The sequence below is a fragment of the Phyllobacterium sp. LjRoot231 genome, from assembly GCF_964253365.1.
Classification (GTDB): Bacteria; Pseudomonadota; Alphaproteobacteria; order Rhizobiales; family Rhizobiaceae; genus Phyllobacterium.
Map to the genome: position 1 here is coordinate 1 of NZ_CAXUQT020000003.1, position 19,300 is coordinate 19,300.

A 19,300-nucleotide genomic window follows, 5' to 3' on the forward strand; every position below is an offset into this window, starting at 1 on the left:
CGGCCAATCTTCACCACTTTCCCCGCAACAAGTTCTCGTCAACTGACCATCGCGAACTTCGTCATGCTGCAATAACAGCGTGGCGTGAGATCGCATGCGCGACAGCAGCATAACTGCGCTATCAAAGACACCATTGTACCTGATCAGAACCAGCGGAAAGTTAAGGTTACAGTGCCCTATTTCGAAATCGGAAAACAGGACGGTGCGACGTTGGCAACAGGCGGGGCACGATCTGGCACCAAGGGGTATTTCGTTGAGCCCACCATGTTCACGAACGTGAAGAACGGTATGCGGTTGGCTCAGGAAGAAATCTTTGGGCCTGTTGTGGCGCTCATTCCATTCAAGGATGACGCCGTATTTCAGGCCAACGACATCCAATATGGCCTGGCGTCGTCTATCTGGACAAACGACCTTGGCAGGGCACATCGCGTTGCGCGAAAGATCAAAGCTGGGACCGTTTGGGTCAACACATTCTTTGAATTCGATCCGATCTTCCCGTTCGGTGGATACAAACAATCTGGGCTTGGCAGAGAGTATGGCCAAGAATCCGTCGATACTTACACTCAGATCAAGTCGGTCGTTGTAAGGTTCTAAGATCCAATGGCCACCTCGGTGTCTGTCGAGGTGGCCTTGCTGATAGCGGTGCCCAAGGGGCCGCCAATCGTCGTAGACAAAAGTAGCCTCAAACAGCCGATTTTGCGATGCTTAGATATTAGGCGAGAAGTGTGTAGTTCGGGGATTCGCGACTGCTGACCCAACGGCGCACAGGTAGAAAGATTGGGATGGAGGATACGCTGAAATCTTCGGTCTACATCTCCGGTGCATCATGTTCCGGAGTGACAACGCTCGGTCGCGGCCTCGCGTCTGCGTTAGGCTTGCGTCATGTTGACTGCGACGACTTCTATTGGTTCCCGACCAATCCACCGTTCACGACGAAGCGTCCGCCTGCCGATCGAGTCCGCCTGATCCGCGAGGCGTTGGGAGAGGAGGGGTGGGTACTGTCCGGATCGTTTGACGGCTGGGGAGACTCCCTCATCGAACGCGTCGATCTGATCGTATTCGTCTACACCCCTACACCTATTCGGATGGAACGGCTCCTGGCGCGGGAACGGGAACGCTACGGCAACCGGATATTGCCTTCGGGCGACATGTACGAAATCCATACGAATTTCGCGGCTTGGGCCGCTCAGTACGACAAACCGGGTTTTCCCGGACGAAATCTGGCCCGCCATTAGGATTGGTTGGAGAAGCAAATCGCCCCCGTATTGCGTCTTGATGGCACCCAAGATCCGCGGGCTCTGGTCTCACGGGTTCTCACTAATCTACCGGCAATCGGTTGAGCTGCCATCCTGCGAACAAAGCGCGCCAAATCATGGTCGACTAATGACGTCTGGGGGACCCAACCACGATAAACTTGGAGCTCGAGGAGTTACCACCACTTGCTACGAAGGCAGCGTCTGTAACGGTCCTCGAAGGACTATCTGAGTTGCTTGCGGCATCACCTTAGTCTTGATGCCGCACTACAAGCCCGACCTGACGGTCGGGTCCAGGGAGCGCACCCGGGAGCGGTCGTGAACCGCAATGGGGTCGGCTACGGCCCTCTTTAATGGAGCGCCGCCCCCATTGCTATCCTAACGGTGTCCCGGATGGAATGCATTCAGATGACATATTGCGTAGGGGGGATTGGCTACGACACCAAGATCATCCGCACGATCGTTCGTCTGCGCAAGAAGGACGCCAACGAGCGCAAGGAAGAAGAAGCGATTCTCGAGCTTTATATGAACGCACTCGGGATGGTTTGATCAATCCCTTTTTATATGAGCATCCCTTAGCTTTTGCAAAAATTCGAGGAGATCAACGTCCCTGGCTGCCAGTGCACAGGCGGATCAGAAGGTGGGTCCGCCATTGCAAACACCTTGAGGTGAATCTACCCGCTGCAAAGTTCCGAGCGGTACGACCGGCCCGCAGCAATCGCTGTCGCTAAAAGTCATGGCCCACGCGATCGATTCATTGCTCAATGCAGTCGAGTTGAAAGAGGCCGAAAGGACATGGTCCGTCTCTGGCGAAGGGGGTAAGATGATCGCGCGACCTTTACGGAGGCGTCAGCGATGCTCTGCGACATGGCGTCTCCGACAAGACAGGCCGAATCTGCAGGCGGCCATGGAGCGAACTATGTCAAAGGACGGAGACGGAGCTGAGGAGGTACTCTCCAGCGGTGAGCAAGAGCTTCGCTTGCTGGTGGAGACGATTCCGGCGCTGGTGTGGCACGCTGGGCCGGAGGGCAATGTTGAATACGTCAACAAGCGTGTGCTCGAATATTTTGGCGCACCGCTTGGCGAAATCGCTGACTGGGGATGGGCGGAAAGAGTCCACCCGGAGGACGTCGCATTCAAGGTGAGGAGCTGGCTCGAAAATCTCGAAACTGAAAATCCTCACGATGTAGTCTGCAGATTTCGCGGAGCGGACAACCGATATCGCTGGTTCAATGTACGCGGAGAACCGCTGCGGGCCAGTGATGGCACCGTGCTCCGCTGGTACGGCGTCCTGATCGACATCGATGAAGCCAAGAAGGCCGAAGACCTGCTGCGCCGTAGCGAAGCCCATCTGGCCGAAGCGCAGACGCTGAGCCATACCGGTTCCACGATCTATAACGAGACCACGCTTCTCTATTGGTCGGAAGAGACTTACCGCATCTATGGGTTTGATCCGGCATTGGGCATTCCGAGCTTTGAAGCCGTGTTGCAACGGGTCCACCCCGACGACCGGGACCGGGTGCGCGCAAAGGCTGAGCGCGCGTACACCGAGAAAAGAGGCTACTCGATCGCGTACAGAATCGTACTGCCCGATGGAACGGTCAAACACCTCGAATCAATCGGCCGTCCTGTTTTTTCTTCGGACGGAAGGATTGTCGAGTTTTTCTGCACAAACATGGATGTGACGGATCGCAAATGCGCCGAGGAAGCCCTACGAGAAAGTGAATACAAGCTCCGTCAAATCTTCGAAACGGTACCGAGCCTCCTCTGGTCATCGGACCCCGCCGGCGAACCGACTCAACTCAATCAGCGCTTGTTAGACTATAGCGGCATGCGATTTGAGGATTTCAAGCATGGCGGTTGGGAGACCTTCCTGCATCCTGACGACTTTCCAGAAACTGCAAGGGCTTTCCAACACGCAATTCAGACCGGAACTTCGTACGAGGCTGTGAACCGTCTGCGCCGGGCGGATGGCGAGTTTCGCTGGCACCATACTCGTGGTGAACCTCTGCGTGACGGACAGGGGCGTATCGTCCAGTGGTACGGCGTGTCTGTCGACATCGATGCAGCCAAGAAGGCCGAAGACGTGCTGCGCCGTAGCGAAGCCCTTCTGGCCGAAGCGCAAAGGCTAAGTCACAGCGGTGCGACGGCCGCCAACGAATCGAAGGTCCTCTATTTTTCGGAGGAGGCTTACCGCATCTGGGGGTTTGATCCGACGCTGGGTATTCCGAGCTTTGAAACGATGGCCGAACGGCTTCACCCAGAGGATCGGGACCGGGTGCTTGCAGCGGTTCAGCTCGCGTTCAGCGAGAAAAGAGGCTACTCGCACGAATACCGAATCGTACTGCCCGATGGAGCGGTCAAACACATCGAATCGATCGGCGAACCCGTGCTGTCCGTAAGCGGGGAACTTGTGGAGGTTGTCTCTACACAGATCGATGTGACTGAACGCAAGCGGGCCGAGGAAGCGCTGCGAGAAAGCGAACACAAGCTCCGTCAGATCTTCGAAACGGTACCAGGCCTCCTCTGGTCGACGGACGCCGCCGGCGAACCGACGCAACTCAATCAGCGCTTCCTGGACTATACAGGCATGCGATTTGAGGACTTCAAGCATGGCGGCTGGGAGGCCTTCCTGCACCCAGACGACTTTCCAGGCACCGCAAGGGCTTTCGATCACGCAATTCAGACCGGAACTTCGTACCAGGCTGTGCATCGTTTCCGAAGAGCAGACGGCGAATTTCGCTGGCACCATACGCGTGGTGAGCCTTTGCGCGACCGGCAGGGACGCATCATTCAGTGGTACGGCCTGTCTGTCGACATCGATGAAGGCAAGAGGGCGGAAGTCCTGCTGCGCCGCAGCGAAGCTTATCTGGCCGAAGCACAGAGGCTGAGCTGCACCGGTTCCGCGGCCTATAACGATACAAAGATCCTCTATTGGTCAGATGAGACGTATCGAATTTTTGGGCTTGATCCGCGTAACGGCCTCCCAAGCCGCGAAGCTGTGGAGCAAAGGATGCATCCTGACGACCGAGAACGGGTGCGCGAAAAGGCCCGGCGAGCGGTGCGGCAGAAGAAGGACTATAAACTCGAGTACAGAATTGTACTGCCCGCAGGAATCATCAAATATATCGAAGTGACCTCTCATCCCAAGTTCTCTGCAAGCGGAGAACTTGTGGAGGTTGTCAGTACGATCCTCGACGTGACGGAACGCAAGCGGGCCGAGCAAGCATTGCGGGAGAGCGAGGCGAAATTCCGCGACTACGCCGAAAGTGCCTCCGATTGGTTTTGGGAAATCGGTCCGGACTACAAATTCACACTGCTGACCGAGAATGCGTTTGGTTCAGACTCGGCTGATCGAATCGGCACGGCGTGCTGGGATCGCGCTCTCGATCTTGAAACGGAGCCGGAGAAATGGCGGCTTATCCAGGCAACTCTCGATTCACGCAAACCGTTTCGTGACTTCGTATATCGCTCCGCTCGCCGTGACGGCTCTCCGATGTACGTGAAGGCCAGCGGCAAGCCAGTGTTTTACGCCGACGGAGAATTCCGTGGCTATCGCGGCACCGGCACCGACGTGACAGCACTCATGCTCGCGCAGGAGGAGCATGAGAGGTTGCGCCAGCTGGAGTCGGATCTCGCGCACATGAGCCGCCTGAGCGTAATGGGAGAACTGACCGCCTCGCTGGCCCACGAAATCACGCAACCGATTGCCGCGGCGCGCAATAACGCCCGTGCGGCCATGCACTTTCTGGACAGAAATCCACCGGATCTGGGCGAAATCCGGGAAGCGCTCGCCAGTATCGTCGACGATGCCGACCGAGCCGGCGATATCATCGACCGTATCCGTGATCACATCAAGAAAGCACCTCCTCGCAAGTCTCGTTTTGATCTGAACAAGGCGATCGACGAAGTGATTGGATTGGCGCGAAGCGCAATCACCACGAATGGAGTCTCGGTCCAAACCCGCCTCTCGGAGGCGCTGGTTCCCATCGACGGGGATCGTGTTCAACTACAACAAGTCATGCTGAACCTGATCCTAAACGCAGTCGAAGCCATGAGCAGGGTCGAGGCGGGGCCACGGGAGTTGTTGATCAGCACCGAGCAAACCCAGACCGGTGGCGTTCTCGTGTCCGTGCACGATTCAGGGCCGGGCATTGATCCGGACCGTCTCGATCGCGTTTTCCAGGCTTTCTACACCACGAAGTCGAGCGGCGTAGGAATGGGACTGTCGATCTCCCGGTCGATCATTGATGCCCACGGGGGCCGGCTGTGGGCAGACACGAATGCATCAGGTGGGGCCATGCTTCGGTTCTCCTTACCCGGCGCAGGCAAGGAACTCACGAATTCTCGTCGCCCGGCTCACCTGACCGGAGGGCCGCACCAAGACACCGTATCAGATGCCGCTCATCAAACGGCTTACGAAGGTAACAAACGACCCCGTCGTTCATAGCGCGGGCGTGGTCAACGTCGTCGGGGTAGGCAGTAACGAGTATCGTCGGAATGGCGTGACCCCTCTCGATGAGGTGTTCATGGAGCTCGAACCCGGTCATCGCTGGCATATGGACGTCAGCGATCAGGCAGGCGGTTTCGGCGAGATGAGGCGATGCGAGGAAATCGGCTGCCGACGGGAAGGCCGCGACGTCGTAGCCAAGCGATCTCATGAGCCTCCTCATGGATTCGCGAAAGAACTGATCGTCCTCGACGACCGAGACCAACGACACTGTCGCCATGTGTGCTCCGGAAGTGCGCATGAACTGCGAAGCGGGCACCCGCATGCGAGTGGTAGCTTGCGCCCAAGAGTGATGCTGGAGCAATACCAGTGCCTGTAAACTTTGGCTTATGCCAGGACGCGAATTCCGTAGCTACGCGGCAGGATGCCACCAAGCGGATGATAGAGCGCATAAACTTTCGTTTACGCCCGCGCGCATCCCTGACGGAGAATGAGACTGTTCACGTCCATCGATCGGGACTAAGCTTGCGATAGGGGAGCCACGCGAACCTCTCCAACCGAGACAGGCTCATTTGCCTGCCCTTTAATCGAGAGCAGCCGCGATGTCGGACGAGAACGCTACCGTCTTGGTCATCGACGATGATACAGCCCTGCGAGACTCGATCGGGCGTTTGTTGCGATCGCTCGACCTGGATGCTCGGCTGTTTGCTTCCATCTCGGAGTTTCTCGAGTCGGACCCGCCGAATGGTCCCGCTTGCCTGGTGCTCGACGTCAGATTGCCGGGGGGAAGCGGCCTTGATCTTCAACGTCAGCTCGCCATGACGAACCAGGAGGTCCCAATCATCTTCATCACAGGCCATGGCGATATTCCCATGTCGGTGCAGGCGATGAAGGGCGGCGCCATTGAGTTCCTGACCAAGCCGTTCCGCGATCAGGAGCTGCTCGACGCCATTCAGCTCGGCCTCTCTCGCGATCGTGCCCGGCGGGAGAATGAAGAGGCGCTGGTCGCTCTCAGGGAGCGCTTCGCGTCGCTCAGCCCCAGGGAGCGCGAGATCATGATTGAGGTCGCGCGCGGCCGCCTCAGCAAACAGATTGCCGGCGATATCGGCATCGCAGAAGCCACGGTGAAGGTGCATCGCAGCCGTCTGATGCGAAAGATGAAGGCCCACTCGCTTCTCGCGCTCAGCCGAATGGCGGAAAAGCTGCAACTGGTACCCGAGGAGCCGCAACACTGCTGAGCCGAAGCCGCACCAGCAGTGGTGGTTCTACTGGCATTCGATCTGCCGTCCTTCGCGTGTAAACTAAAGTTCAGCGCTGTTAAACCATGATGCTATTCCGTACCACCTGCGTGCAATAGATCGCAGCATTCCAAATCATCAAACTCTACGTCACCACGGCCGAGACCGTGTTTTGTTTCTCTTTGAGAGCCAGCACATGAAATTCGTCCCGGCTGGCAAGGGATATTTGACGAGGGGTTCGATATGGAAAGGCTCTACAGCGAGGATGCCGGTGTTTCGTCTCCAACCGATTTCGAGTTCGGTTCTCTGGCAAACAGCCTCGCGCTGCTCCTTGAAGCAGCCAAAACCGAGCTCGAGCATGATCAGGAGGCGGCAAGGACATCGCTGGCCACCGCGTCGTGCATCCTCCAGTCAGAGATGGAGCGCCGTTCACGCGCCAAGGACTCCAGAACGGGTGGATTGGCGGGTTGGCAGATAGCGCGTGTCCGATCTTTCATTGACGAGAACCTGCATCGGACCATTCACGCCAGTGACCTCAGTGCCGTCGCGCGGCGAAGCACGGCGCACTTCTCACGCTCGTTCAAACGAGCGTTCGGAGAACCGCCGCACACCTACGTCGTGAGGCGGCGGCTCGAGGAAGCCTGTCACCTGATGCTGACCAGCTCAGCAACGCTGAGCGAAATCGCTCTGAGTGTCGGATTTTCTGACCAGGCACATTTGTGCAAGCTTTTCAGGCCGGCCTTTGGCCAAAGCCCAGCCAAGTGGCGGCGCGAACACGAGGCTCCAGAGCGCGGCTGACGGGCTCCGCCGGCGCCCGATGGAACGGTTCGCGCGTCCCTTTACTGGCTAACTCGAACTACAACACATCCAGGACACAGTAGGTGCATACCGTCACCTCGACGGAATTGGCTCCATCCATGCCTGCATTGGAGCACACCTCAGGGCTACATACTTACCGCAATCCGGAAACAAAGGACAAATCGACGAGGCAGCTGATTGGTAATTGAGAGAGCAGGAAACGACAAGACCCGATGACAATCGCCGTCAAGTATTGTCCAGACCAACGAGTGGAGACTTACGGTGCCGGACATGTCGCGTGACTCGCTAAACGAGACATCAGACTCGACTGATGATCTTCGCGCGCCCACACCAGTCCAACTCGCCGCCGCTGAGCCGCCCAGAACCTCGAAAATGGCAGCGATCATCGTTGCGTTCAGCGTGCTGGCGATCGTTGGGTTGTCATTGTGGTATCTCGTTCAGCCGCAGCCGCTGCTGGTGCAAGGTGAAGCCGATGCCACCCGCGTTGATATTGCGGCTCGTATCGATGGCAGGGTCGCGCAGCGACCGGTTTCGCGCGGCGACAATATCACGGCCCTGCAACTGCTCGTGGCGATCGATAATCCGGAGCTGTTGATGAAGCTCCACGAGGCGGAGGCCGCAAGGGTCGTCGCTCTGGCGGATTTGGCGCGCATCGAGGTCGGCACGCGCGCCGAGGTGGTTGCAGAACGCAAGGCTGCGGTCGCTGCAGCCGAGGCAAGTCTGACGCTTGCCCAGCAGACCTACGACCGAGTCAAGCAGGTCACTGTGGGCGGCTTCGAGCCGGTCGCGAAGCTCGACGAGGCGACCGCATCGCTGGACGTGGCGACGCGAACTTTGGAGCAAGCAAAGCTCGCCTATCAGGAAGCTGTCGCTGGCTACACCGCCGAGGAACGCGGCGTGGCACAAGCTGCCGTCGCCAAAGCTGAGGCCGCGATCGCGACCCTCCAAGCTCAGGTTAACGAGATGACCGTCAAAGCTCCGATCGCGGGGCAGGTCTATCAGGTCGGCGCGGAACTCGGCGAATATGTCTCGCCCGGCGTGCCGCTACTCTCGCTTGTGGACCTCAGCGACGTCTGGCTGCGCTTCGATCTTCGCGAGGATCTGGTCAAGGATCTGAAAGTGGGGGACCGGTTCACCGCCAGGATCCCGGCGCTCGGCGATACACCCGTAACCGTCGAGGTTCGCACGATTGCCACGCGTGGCGAATACGCCGGATGGCGTGCAACGCGTGCGACCGGCGACTTCGATCTCAGAACCTTCGAGGTGCGGGCCTATCCGGTCGACAAGCTCCCCAACCTCAGGCCCGGCATGAGCGCTTACGCGGACTGGAATGGGGTGCACTAATGCCGAGCGTGCGTCGTTTCGGGATTGTCGACGTCGCCGTCCGCGAGGTGATCTGGATCTGGCGCGACAAAGTTGCGCTGCTGCTCGTCGTCGGCATCCCGCTGATTGCCTTTGCGATCCTTGCCGCCACATTCAGCAATGCCGTGATCCGCGATCTCCAGGTGGACGTTGTCGATCAGGACCGATCCAAGACGTCCGAAACCTTCGTGCAGGCAATCAGCTCGGCGCCCGGCGTCACCGTGGCGAGACGTTCTTCCGATCTCAATGGAGCCATGCACGCCGTCCGCTCAGGCGAGGCTATCGCTGCGGTCTACATTCCAGAGAATTTCGAGCGCGACATCACGGAGGGGCGTCGACCCCAAGCGGTGATTTTCTTCAACAAGCAGTTCTTCACGCCTGGCAACGTCGCATCGAGTGCACTGCAGGCCGCGCTATCGGCAGCCGTCGCCGACCTGCAGGCGGGGCCACACAGTACTGCCTACACGCCAGGTCCGCTTGTCGTCGAACAATACGTTCTCACCAATCCCGCATTGAACTATGCGCAGTTCCTGTTGCGAGCGATCCTGCCGACCGTGCTCCATGTCATCGTCGCAATTTCAGGCGGCTATGCGGTCGGCTCCGAGTTCGGGTCGCGCAACATGCGCGAATGGCGCGCCACAGCCGGAGATAGCACGCTCATCGCCTTTGTCGGCAAGCTGGCACCTTACTTCGGCATCTTCCTCGTCATGATGGCTGTCGGGCTTGGGATTATTCACGGCATTTTCAAGATACCATTCCGCGGCGACCCCGTGCTGGTGGGATCTGCCGCTTGCTTGCTGATCATTGCCTATTTGTCGCTGGGGGCACTCCTGCAACTCCTCGCCAGGAACCTGGCCTTCGGTCTCAGCCTGACCGGCATCATCTGCTCGCCGGCTTTCGGCTTCGCCGGCGTGGGCTTTCCGGTATTGGCGATGAACATCTTCGCCCGCGCCTGGGGCGCAATACTTCCGCTGCGCTGGTACATCCAAATCCTGTTCGACGAGGCGGCCCGTGGCGTGCCGGTAGCAGATTCCGCGCAGCCTTTCATGATGCTCGGCGGATTGGCAGTCGTCTATTTCGGCTTGGCCTGGCTGAGGCTGCGCTCTATTGCTCGGCATCCGCTGCGAAAGCCGGTCACAGCGCCTGAACAAGACAGGCCGGGCAGGATCGGCATTGTTCGAGCATTCACTGAGGAATACGGCCGAGTGATCCGTGACCGCAGCGCCTTCGGTCTGATCGTTCTGGCGCCTATCATATACGGTGTGTTCTATCCGCAGCCCTATCTCCGCCAGCTCATCAAGGACATTCCAATCGCCATCGTGGATGACGATTCCTCCGACGTTAGCCGCACGATCATCGAGGCAGTCAATGCCGACGAAGCGGTGAAGGTGGCGGTTCGACCGACGACGTTGGCCGAAGCGCAGGCGGCACTCGCACGCCGAGAAGTGTTCGGCATCCTGAGTATTCCAGCAGGAACGGAGCGCGAGATATTGAAGGGCGATCAGGCCAGACTGCCCGCCTATGTCGATTCGGCATATTTCCTGCTCTACAACCGGACGCTGCAGGGTATTCAGGAAGGAGTGGGCGCGGTCAGGACAGATCTCGCGGCGCGCAGCGCCCGCCCAGACGGCAGCCTGTATCGTGCTGCTCTCGCGAAGAGCTCGCCTGTGGAGATTCTGAACCAGCCTCTGTTCAATCCCACCGGCGGCTATGGCAGCTACATCGTTCCGGCCGCTTTTCTGTTGATCTTGCAGCAGACTCTGCTGATGGGCTCGGCAACGATGGGTGGGGTGACCTACGAGCAGGGCGGCCGCAGCGCTCGCCGCCGTCGCGGCACCATGTCAGCGGTGCTTGGCCAAAGCCTCGCGCATCTGCTGCTGGCGTTGCCGGGCTTTACGTTGTTCCTCGTCGTGCTGCCAAGGGTCTACGGTTTCTCGGCAAACGATCATGTGCTCGACCTGATCGTCCTGGTCATTCCCTTCATCCTCTCGGTCAGCCTCCTCGGCCAGTTCATTGGCAGCTGGTTCAAGCGGCGCGAAACCGCGGTGCTGCTGTTCATTGCCATCAGTCTTCCGATCTTCTTTCTCGTTGGCGTCGCCTGGCCGCTGGAAGCGATCCCGCCGATCCTTCGGACGGCCAGTTTTATCCTTCCAAGCACTTTCGGGATCGATGGCCTGGTGCGGGTCAACCAGATGGGAGCGACTTTGGCAGACGTCTCGAAAGATTGGATGCGGCTGTGGGTGCTGACAGGCGTTTACGCAATCCTTGCTATCGCCTCAGCCAGAATCACCGCGGGTAGGAGGGTGTCTGATGCGCGCTAGATCGAGACGCGGATTTGCAATCATACTCGCTACCGCGAGCGCCATAACTTGTATTGCTTGGGAAGCGTCGGCAGAGCAGGCGAAGCCGCCGATCCCCGGCATGGTTAGGCAGACCGAGATTCGCATCGCGCCCGAGACGACGGGGCGACTGGCGACGATAGCCGTCATTCCAGGCAAGCATGTCCACAAGGGCGATCTTCTTGCCGTGCTTGACAACCCGGAGCTGACAGCGGCTGTTGGTGAAGCCAAAGCCGCCGCGGCGAGCGCCAAAGCAGAGCGGGATCGGGTCTATTCGGGCGTGCGGGCGGAAGAGGTGGCAAGCGCTACCCAAGCCGTCCAGACGGCGGAAGCCAATCTTTTGCTCGCCCAGCAGCAGTATGACCGCGCATCAGCACTTGCCGGCAAGGACTTCGCCAGCAAACAAATGCTCGACGAGAGTACGGCCTCGCGTGCAAAGGCAAAAGCTGACCTTGATCTCAAGCGGGCGCAAGTTGCAGAGGCAGGCGCCGGTCCCACCGCCGAGGAGCGTGCTCTGGCCGATGCCCACGTGGCGTTGGCGGCGGCCACAGTCGCGGAGCTCCAGGCCCAGTTGGATAAGACCAAGCTGACCGCGCCAGCGGATGGGACAATCGGCATCCGCGTGGCGGAGCCTGGTGAGATCATTGGTCCCGGAAAGCCGGTGATGACGATAGAAGTGGATGGCCAAGCCTGGTTCGCCTTCACTCTGCGTGAAGATGATCTGCACGAAATGACGCTCGGCAAAACGGTAGCGCTGACGGTGCAGGACGGGCGCCAAATCGATGCACGCGTGACGGAACTGCGTCCATTGGGGGAATTCGCGACCTGGCGCGCGGCCCGAGCCGTCGGCGACCACGATCTCAATTCCTTCCGACTCCGCCTTGATCCAAACGGCAGTGCCGAAGGACTGGAGCCCGGCATGACCGTTTGGCTCACCGCCCAACCGTAGGACTCAAGTTGAGGGCGGTCGCGGGCGCGACAGGAAGACCAGGAAAGCTGTGGTCGGCACAATGTTAAACTATAGCGACATCCTAGACGTCATCGCTGATCCGATCGTCCAGACCGGGTTGGTTGCGGCGGTGGGGGCCCTGGTTACGCGTGTTCTCCTGCGTGGCCACCCGGCGCGTCGTCTTGTCGGTCAACTGGCATTCTTTTTGGCCCTCACGACCCTGCTGCTCTATCACGGCATTGTTCCTTACGAACCCGTCCCTCCGAACGCGTCTACGCTGCAGCGCGTATTCATCGGGATCGCGAAGGTCATCTGGTGGATCAACGCTGCCTGGTCCCTGATCAGCATCGTTCGGGTTTTTCTGATCTTCGAACGGCAGCCTCGAGAGGGCCGGATTCTTCAGGATCTTGTTGTTGGCGTGATCTACGTCGGAGCAATCCTGTCGGTCGTCGCCTACGTCTTCAACGCGCCCGTCGGAACCTTGATTGCCACGTCGGGTGTGGTCGCCGTCATCCTCGGCCTTGCGCTGCAGAGCACCCTGGGCGACGTCTTTTCGGGCATCGCGCTCAACCTGGCCAGGCCTTACGGAATCGGTGACTGGCTCGAACTCAGCAACGGCATCGAAGGCAAGGTCGTTGAGACGACCTGGCGGGCGACGCATCTGCTCACAGGTGCAAACGACCTGGTGGTCGTTCCCAACAGCGATCTCGCAAAGGCGAGGTTGACCAATCTCAGCAGCCCGGAGCGTAGTCACGGCGTGACAATCACGGTCTGGTTACGGCCGACCACAACGCCATCCGCTATGGTGGATGTCATGCGCGCGGTTCTCCTTAGCAGCAACTTGATACTTGCCGAACCGGAACCTTCCGTTGAGGTGGTGTCTCTAGACGCAAGCGCGGTCGAACTGGAGCTGAGTTTCCGGGTCGCGGAAATAGGTGCAGCGGCAAAGGCAAAAAGTGAAATCTTCGACCTGATCTATCGGCATGTAAAAGCGGCGGGGCTGGCCCTCTCGACACCCTCAGACGGGGCGAGTGTTGCACTCGCTGCATCGCATACCGATGAGCCGCTGTTTGACCATCACCCCACGCCGCGGCGACTGCTCGACGCGGTCGCGCTATTCGCATCGATGACTGAAGACGAGAAGGAAGCGCTAGCCTCGACGATGAGCCGCCGGACCTTTCGGAAAGGCGAAATCCTGGCCGAGCAGGGTGCCGTGATGAAATCACTCATGATTGTCCGCAGCGGAGTTGTGGCGGTCATCCGGCGAGATGGAGTACGAGAGACGGAACTGGGGCGCTTGGCCCCTGGTGACTTTTTTGGCGAGAGCGGCCTTCTAACCGGCGCCGGCGGGTCGGGCACGATTCAAGCTCTGACGTTCGTTGTCGTGTATGAAATTACGCAAGAAGGGTTGGCTCCCTTGTTGCAGGACCGCCCGGCGATTGCCAATGAACTGGCCTCGCTTCTCTCGAAGCGGAACGCATCTGAGCTACTTCGGCTCGGGCAAAGCGACGGGTCAGTGAATGCAAAGGCGATACCGCCTCTGAGGGCACGTATCAGGCACCTGTTCAATCTCTGATCTTCCGGGACCAATCCCGCTCGACGCGCGAAAAAGCTCAACGCAGCGGGCTGGCTCGCGCCATGTCGTCGATTCGTCGCCGCGGGCCCGGCTCGTCGAGCGTTCGATCGAGGAGGCCGAGCGGCAGAAAGATCCTGCGAGAAACGTCAAAAGACCAGATGCTTCGTACAAGCCCTGAATCTTGAGACGTGATCAAATGCCACTCATGGAAGACGAGACTTTGGATGCTGTCAATGGAGAGAAAGCCATGACCAACAATATCAGTCTGCTACCCAGACATTGCGGCACAGATGACGGCACAGCGGCGCCAACAACTCCTGATCCGCGCGTGCTTCTCGCCTCGATGGTTCACGATTTCAACATCTTCCTGACGCCGATCGTGTCCGTCCTTGAGGAGATGCAAGGTCGCGGGGCCGAAACGGCGCGGCAACTGAGAAAGATTGACGGAGCGATTTACTGTGCCTTTCGCGCCAAGACGTTGTCACGGCAACTGCTTGAGTTTGCGAGCCCCCGACCAGTCAAGCTTGCTGCGGTCGATGTCGGTCGGCTTCTGGAACGGCTCGAGGCACCGCTTGTAAGCTTATTGTCGACGCGCATTCGTCTCGAGATGGACATCGCCCACGGTCTGCCCAAGGCCTTCATCGACCCGCAGCTGATCGAGCGGGCGTTGCTCAATCTCGTTTTGAATGCCCGTGACGCGATGCCGGCTGGCGGACGTGTGACGATTGCTGTTGCGCAGGATTATCATTCCACCGGTCGGGTGCGAGGAGGCAACGCGATGATCCGCCTGACAATCTCAGACTCTGGCATCGGAATGGATGAGGCGACCCTGAAAATGGCGGGGGAGCCTCATTTCTCGACCAAGACAAATGGAACGGGCCTCGGCTTGGCGACTGTCAGGCAACTCATGGAACGCCAGGGTGGTGGGCTGTCGATCGTCAGCGCGCCTCATCGCGGCACCACCATCGATCTGTGGTTACCAGTGATGTCACCTGCCTTCGCCGAGTAGTGTTACCGATCAGCAGGTCTAAAGGAGACGTTCAATCGATGTCCGCACTCTACTCACCAAAGTTGGTTCTAGCACCCGTGATTTCTTCTGGCCGCGCTACCGGCCGGAGCTGTACTACATGCGGGGCGCCGGACCGGCTACTGCTCGCCGTGCCGTCATGGTTCAGTCGCGCCAAGTGCCGCGGAGATTACGTGAAGAACAGCGGTAGCCTCTCCTGGCGACGCGCTCACACCCGTCTGGCCAGCGCTGCGCTTCGGCTATCGGGGCGCTACTCCTCGGGCACGCACTTTGATCTACGTCCAGGGATCTCCAAGCATCCGTTAAGCCCGGCACCGTCCGAATGCCGCAAGCACGTTCCGCTCGCGGCAGACCGGTACAAGAGAGATGTGCATAGGGAAGGTATCGCATTGCATGGTCGTCAGATCGGCCAGTTGCACAACCCCCAGCTAGTCATGAGGTGATGAGCGATGTTGGCTGAGACTGATCCCTTCGAGATTCGCGCCCCAGGCGCAAGGCCGCGCGTCGTGATCATAGGTGCGGGCTTCGCGGGAGTTGCGGCCGCACGGGCCCTTAAGAGATCCGATGCGGAGGTTGTTCTGATCGATCGCCGCAATCATCATATCTTCCAGCCGCTGCTCTATCAGGTGGCGACCGCAGTGCTTGCACCGTCCGAGATCGCGGCGCCGATCCGGCAGCTAGAAGCGAAGCAAGCCAATTTGAATGTGATACTCGGTGACGTCGTCGACGTAGATTCGGCCCATCGCACGATTGATACCGTCTGTCCCGGGATCGGCACCCGCAAGGTGCAGTTCGATTTCCTCGTGGTCGCTACAGGCACGCGTCCGAGCTATTTCGGCCACGACGAATTCGCAGCCTTTGCACCGGGGCTCAAGAATCTCGCCGACGCCGAGGCGATCCGAACGAAGATCCTGAGCGCGTTCGAAATGGCCGAGGCGACCGATGATGAGAATGAGCGCGCCCGCCAGATGAATTTTGTGCTCGTCGGTGCCGGACCGACCGGTGTCGAACTCGCGGCCTCGATCGCTCAACTGGTCACGGTCACACTGCGTGGGAATTTCAGGCAGATCGATCCTGCTACCAGCACGATCACCTTGCTCGAAGGAGGCGACCGGGTTCTTCCGAGCTTCGCTCCTTCGCTGTCAAGGAAGGCGGCCAAGCGTCTCGCGAAGCTGGGCGTAAAGGTTCTGACAGGCGTCAAGGTCGAGCGTGTTGACGCACAAGGTGTGATCGCAGGAGGCACAAGGATCCCAAGCGCGACCGTGTTGTGGACGGCAGGCGTCGCCGCATCGCCGATCGTCCAGCTGCTCGGTGTCAAAACGGACCGGGCGGGCAGGGCATTGGTTGAGCCCTTCCTCAATTTGCCGGGTGAACCAAACATATTCGTGGTCGGCGACGCGGCGTCCGTCCAGCAGGACGGGCGACCCGTACCCGGCGTTGCGCAGGCGGCCATCCAGCAAGGGCGCTATGTGGGGCGTCTGATCTCCGATCAAATCAGGGGGCGCGAACCAAAGCGCGCGTTCCGGTACCGGGACAAGGGCAATATGGCGGTCGTCGGCAAGAACTTCGCCATCCTGGAGGCCGGTCATCTCAAAACGGGGGGCTTGCTCACTTGGTTCATATGGGCTTTCGTTCACCTGTTGGCTCTACCCCAACTTCAGAACCGTTGGAGGGTTCAATCGCAATGGCTGTGGTCGTATCTGACCGGTCAGCGCAGCTCGCGGCTGATTTCTGAAGCGCCGCCACCCACAAATGCTTCACAAGCGACAAAGCAGACGCTTACGTCATGACCAGCTTGGCGCGCAAAAGGAAAACCTCCTCGTCACGCGCGGTGATTTCTTCGACGAGGCGCTGAGGTGACTGCAACGCTGCCGCACCATCACCCATCTCGCCCGAGCCGGGCAGTGACCAGATAGTTTTGATCGAACGACGCTCGGACGAGCCGCAGACGACCTGACGAATGGCCTGATCGATCAGCCGCACGACATCCTCAAACACACGACACAGGAGAACCTGACGGGTGTCCGCGAACGCGGCCAAAACGGTGCTCAATGTGATGGGGTCACCGCGTAAGATGGGGGCACGGACTTCCTACCCACCGCAGAGTTCTCCAAGAAGAAAGCGCCGGCTGAAGCCATATTCCACTCACACTTCATTCCGAGAGATCGGGACAATCGAGCAGGAGAACGAGGATGGCAATCGCAACCAACGAAGACAAGAAGGTGAAGCCCTTGCCGGCGCCGAACAGCGACTTCTACCAGCTTGTCGACGTCCTGACCCCCGACGAATTGGCGGTGGTCAAGAAAGTGCGGACCTACATGGAGACCAAGGTCCAGCCGATTATCAACAAATACTGGTCCGACGACGCGTTTCCTTTCGAGCTGCTGCCTTCGTTCAAGGAGCTCGGAATTGGCGGCCTCGGGTACGAGGGCTACGGCTGCGCCGGCGGAAGCCAGAAGCTGTTCGGCTTCGTCGCCATGGAGCTGGCACGCGTCGACGCTTCGTTCTGTACCTTCTTCGGCGTGCACAGCGGCCTCGCCATGGGCTCGATCTATCTCGACGGCTCGGAGGAGCAGAAGCAAAAGTGGCTGCCACCGATGGCGCGCTGGGAAAAGATCGGCTGCTTCGGCCTTACCGAGCCACTGGTCGGTTCGGGCACGAGCGGAGGGATGACGACAACTGCCAAGCGCGAGGGCGACACGTGGGTGCTTAACGGGCAGAAGCGCTGGATCGGCAATGCGACGTGGTGCGACGTTTCGATCATCTGGGCGCGCGACCTCGCCGACAATCAGGTGAAGGGCTTCATCGTCGAGAACAAGACGACGCCAGGATTCAGCGTCGAAAAGATCGAGCACAAGATCGCGCTCAAAGTGGTCCAGAACGGCCAGATCACGCTGAAGGATGTCCGCGTGCCGGAAGCGAACCGCCTGCAGGGCGGCAACTCGTTCCGCGATACCGCGCGGGTGCTGCGGATGACGCGGTACATGGTGGGCTGGGCCTCGACCGGCATCCAGATGGGCGCGTTCGAGGCAACACTGAAATACACGCAGGAACGTCTGCAGTTCGGCAAGCCGATCGCTTCATTCCAGATGGTGCAGGATCTCCTCGCCAAGATGCTCGCCAACGTGACCGCGTGCCAGTGCATGATGGTCCGCCTGGCGCAGATGGATGACGAAGGCAAGCTTGCCGACCACCACGCGTCACTGGCCAAAGCGTTCTGCACGGCAAAGTCACGCGAGACCGTTGCATGGGGCCGCGAGCTGCTGGGCGGCAACGGCATCGTCGCCGACTACAATGTCGCGCGGTTCTTCGCGGACGCCGAAGCACTCTACTCATACGAAGGCACCTATCAGATGCAGAATCTGATCGTGGGTAAAGCCATCACCGGGCTTGGTGCATTCGTGTGAGCAATGGCGAGCCAGGGGGTCCCTCCCCACCTGACTCGCCCCCTTCCTAAAACAGGAGATTCATCATTATGGCTTCGGAAAGCGCGGGCCTGACGCTCGCAAACGTCCTCTACGAGAAGAAGGGCAGCATTGCCTACGTCACCGTAAATCGCCCAAAGGTCCTCAACGCGCTCAATACGCCGACGTGGTCGGACTTGAGAAAGGCCTTCGAGGATGCCCGGGGCGATGCCGCGGTACGAGGTGTCATTCTGACGGGTGCCGGCGATAAGGCTTTCATTGCGGGCGCCGACATCAGCGAGCTCGCGCAGGTATCAGCGGTCGAGGCTGAACAGTCCAGTCGCTTTGGACAGGAGGTGCTCGATGTCATCGAGAATCTCGGCAAGCCGGTGATTGCAGCTGTGAACGGCTTCGCGCTCGGCGGCGGCTGTGAGACAGCGATGGCCTGCACTATCAGGATCGCGGTGGAAGCGGCGAAGTTCGGCCAGCCAGAAGTCGCACTTGGGTTAGTGCCCGGTGGCGGCGGAACGCAGCGACTGCCGCGGCTCGTTGGGAAGGGCCGCGCCCTTCAGCTCATCCTCTCCGGGGAGATGATCACAGCGCAGGAGGCGTATCGGATCGGGCTGGTCAACGAGATCGTTCCGGCCGCCGAGCTGATCCAGCGCGCCGAGGCAATCCTTACGAAAATCGCCTCCAACGCTCCCATTGCCATCAAGTTCGCGCTTGAGGCGGCAAACAAGGGGATGGAGACGAGCCAGAGCGAAGGCCTGCTGCTCGAGGCCTCCTATTTCGGGCTTTGTGCCGCAACCGAGGACAAGAAGGAGGGTACGACCGCCTTCCTCGAAAAGCGCACGCCACAATTTCGCGGACGGTGAAGAAAACC

General features: G+C 59.5%; 15 protein-coding genes and 1 pseudogene. 14 read left to right on the top strand and 2 right to left on the bottom strand.

The genetic code is table 11. The annotated features are described in order from the left end of the window. Positions 1-84: 84 nt before the first annotated feature. From ACSQ3H_RS25965 to ACSQ3H_RS25980, 4 genes and pseudogenes are all read left to right on the top strand, one after another. Positions 85-594: an aldehyde dehydrogenase family protein gene (locus ACSQ3H_RS25965; protein ID WP_436120009.1), complete on the top strand. Its 510-nt coding sequence runs from the start codon at positions 85-87 to the stop codon at positions 592-594. 188 nt (positions 595-782) lie between these two features. Continuing rightward, a complete protein-coding gene (locus tag ACSQ3H_RS25970) occupies positions 783-1,235 on the top strand; it encodes an adenylate kinase (RefSeq protein ID WP_436120010.1) in 453 nt (150 codons plus the stop codon). Positions 1,236-1,679: 444 nt separating this feature from the next. Next, positions 1,680-1,802, top strand: a pseudogene (locus ACSQ3H_RS25975) (DUF2312 domain-containing protein); the annotation flags it as partial. A gap of 370 nt (positions 1,803-2,172) precedes the next feature. Next, positions 2,173-5,703 (top strand): PAS domain-containing protein, encoded by a 3,531-nt coding sequence (locus tag ACSQ3H_RS25980; RefSeq protein ID WP_436120011.1) that lies wholly within the window; start codon positions 2,173-2,175, stop codon positions 5,701-5,703. On the opposite strand, the gene ACSQ3H_RS25985 is transcribed toward ACSQ3H_RS25980, so the two are convergent. Next, the gene (locus ACSQ3H_RS25985) at positions 5,591-6,028 is read right to left on the bottom strand and encodes a response regulator transcription factor (protein ID WP_436120012.1); all 438 of its coding nucleotides are present in this window, start codon (positions 6,026-6,028) and stop codon (positions 5,591-5,593) included. The genes ACSQ3H_RS25980 and ACSQ3H_RS25985 overlap by 113 nt on opposite strands. A 277-nt stretch (positions 6,029-6,305) precedes the next feature. Here ACSQ3H_RS25985 and ACSQ3H_RS25990 point away from each other — a divergent pair, with 277 nt between their 5' ends. From ACSQ3H_RS25990 to ACSQ3H_RS26025, 8 genes are all read left to right on the top strand, one after another. Then, positions 6,306-6,941: a response regulator transcription factor gene (locus ACSQ3H_RS25990; RefSeq protein WP_436120013.1), complete on the top strand. Its 636-nt coding sequence runs from the start codon at positions 6,306-6,308 to the stop codon at positions 6,939-6,941. Positions 6,942-7,184: 243 nt separating this feature from the next. Beyond that, positions 7,185-7,739, top strand: coding sequence for a helix-turn-helix domain-containing protein (locus ACSQ3H_RS25995; RefSeq protein ID WP_436120014.1), 555 nt, complete (start codon positions 7,185-7,187; stop codon positions 7,737-7,739). Positions 7,740-8,030: 291 nt separating this feature from the next. After that, positions 8,031-9,104, top strand: a complete 1,074-nt coding sequence (locus tag ACSQ3H_RS26000) for an HlyD family secretion protein (RefSeq protein WP_436120407.1) — start codon at positions 8,031-8,033, stop codon at positions 9,102-9,104. Further along, positions 9,104-11,443 carry an ABC transporter permease gene (locus tag ACSQ3H_RS26005; RefSeq protein WP_436120015.1) on the top strand — a complete coding sequence of 780 codons (2,340 nt, stop codon included), beginning with the start codon at positions 9,104-9,106 and terminating at the stop codon, positions 11,441-11,443. Before ACSQ3H_RS26000 ends, ACSQ3H_RS26005 begins: the two co-directional genes overlap by 1 nt. Beyond that, positions 11,433-12,410, top strand: coding sequence for an HlyD family secretion protein (locus tag ACSQ3H_RS26010; protein WP_436120016.1), 978 nt, complete (start codon positions 11,433-11,435; stop codon positions 12,408-12,410). The genes ACSQ3H_RS26005 and ACSQ3H_RS26010 overlap by 11 nt, the downstream gene beginning before the upstream one ends. A 61-nt stretch (positions 12,411-12,471) precedes the next feature. After that, positions 12,472-13,986 carry a cyclic nucleotide-binding domain-containing protein gene (locus ACSQ3H_RS26015; protein WP_436120017.1) on the top strand — a complete coding sequence of 505 codons (1,515 nt, stop codon included), beginning with the start codon at positions 12,472-12,474 and terminating at the stop codon, positions 13,984-13,986. A gap of 247 nt (positions 13,987-14,233) precedes the next feature. Further along, on the top strand, positions 14,234-14,995 hold the full coding sequence (locus tag ACSQ3H_RS26020; RefSeq protein WP_436120018.1) for an ATP-binding protein: 762 nt from the start codon (positions 14,234-14,236) through the stop codon (positions 14,993-14,995). 467 nt (positions 14,996-15,462) lie between these two features. Beyond that, positions 15,463-16,803, top strand: coding sequence for an NAD(P)/FAD-dependent oxidoreductase (locus tag ACSQ3H_RS26025; protein WP_436120019.1), 1,341 nt, complete (start codon positions 15,463-15,465; stop codon positions 16,801-16,803). Here the strand turns inward: ACSQ3H_RS26025 and ACSQ3H_RS26030 are convergent. Next, a complete protein-coding gene (locus tag ACSQ3H_RS26030; RefSeq protein WP_436120020.1) occupies positions 16,793-17,065 on the bottom strand; it encodes a hypothetical protein in 273 nt (90 codons plus the stop codon). The genes ACSQ3H_RS26025 and ACSQ3H_RS26030 overlap by 11 nt on opposite strands. Before the next feature lie 140 nt (positions 17,066-17,205). Between ACSQ3H_RS26030 and ACSQ3H_RS26035 the strand changes: the two genes are divergently transcribed. Both ACSQ3H_RS26035 and ACSQ3H_RS26040 read left to right on the top strand, forming a co-directional pair. Then, positions 17,206-18,420: an acyl-CoA dehydrogenase family protein gene (locus tag ACSQ3H_RS26035; protein ID WP_436120021.1), complete on the top strand. Its 1,215-nt coding sequence runs from the start codon at positions 17,206-17,208 to the stop codon at positions 18,418-18,420. Between the two features lie 68 nt (positions 18,421-18,488). After that, positions 18,489-19,292 carry an enoyl-CoA hydratase-related protein gene (locus ACSQ3H_RS26040; protein ID WP_436120022.1) on the top strand — a complete coding sequence of 268 codons (804 nt, stop codon included), beginning with the start codon at positions 18,489-18,491 and terminating at the stop codon, positions 19,290-19,292. Positions 19,293-19,300: the final 8 nt, after the last annotated feature.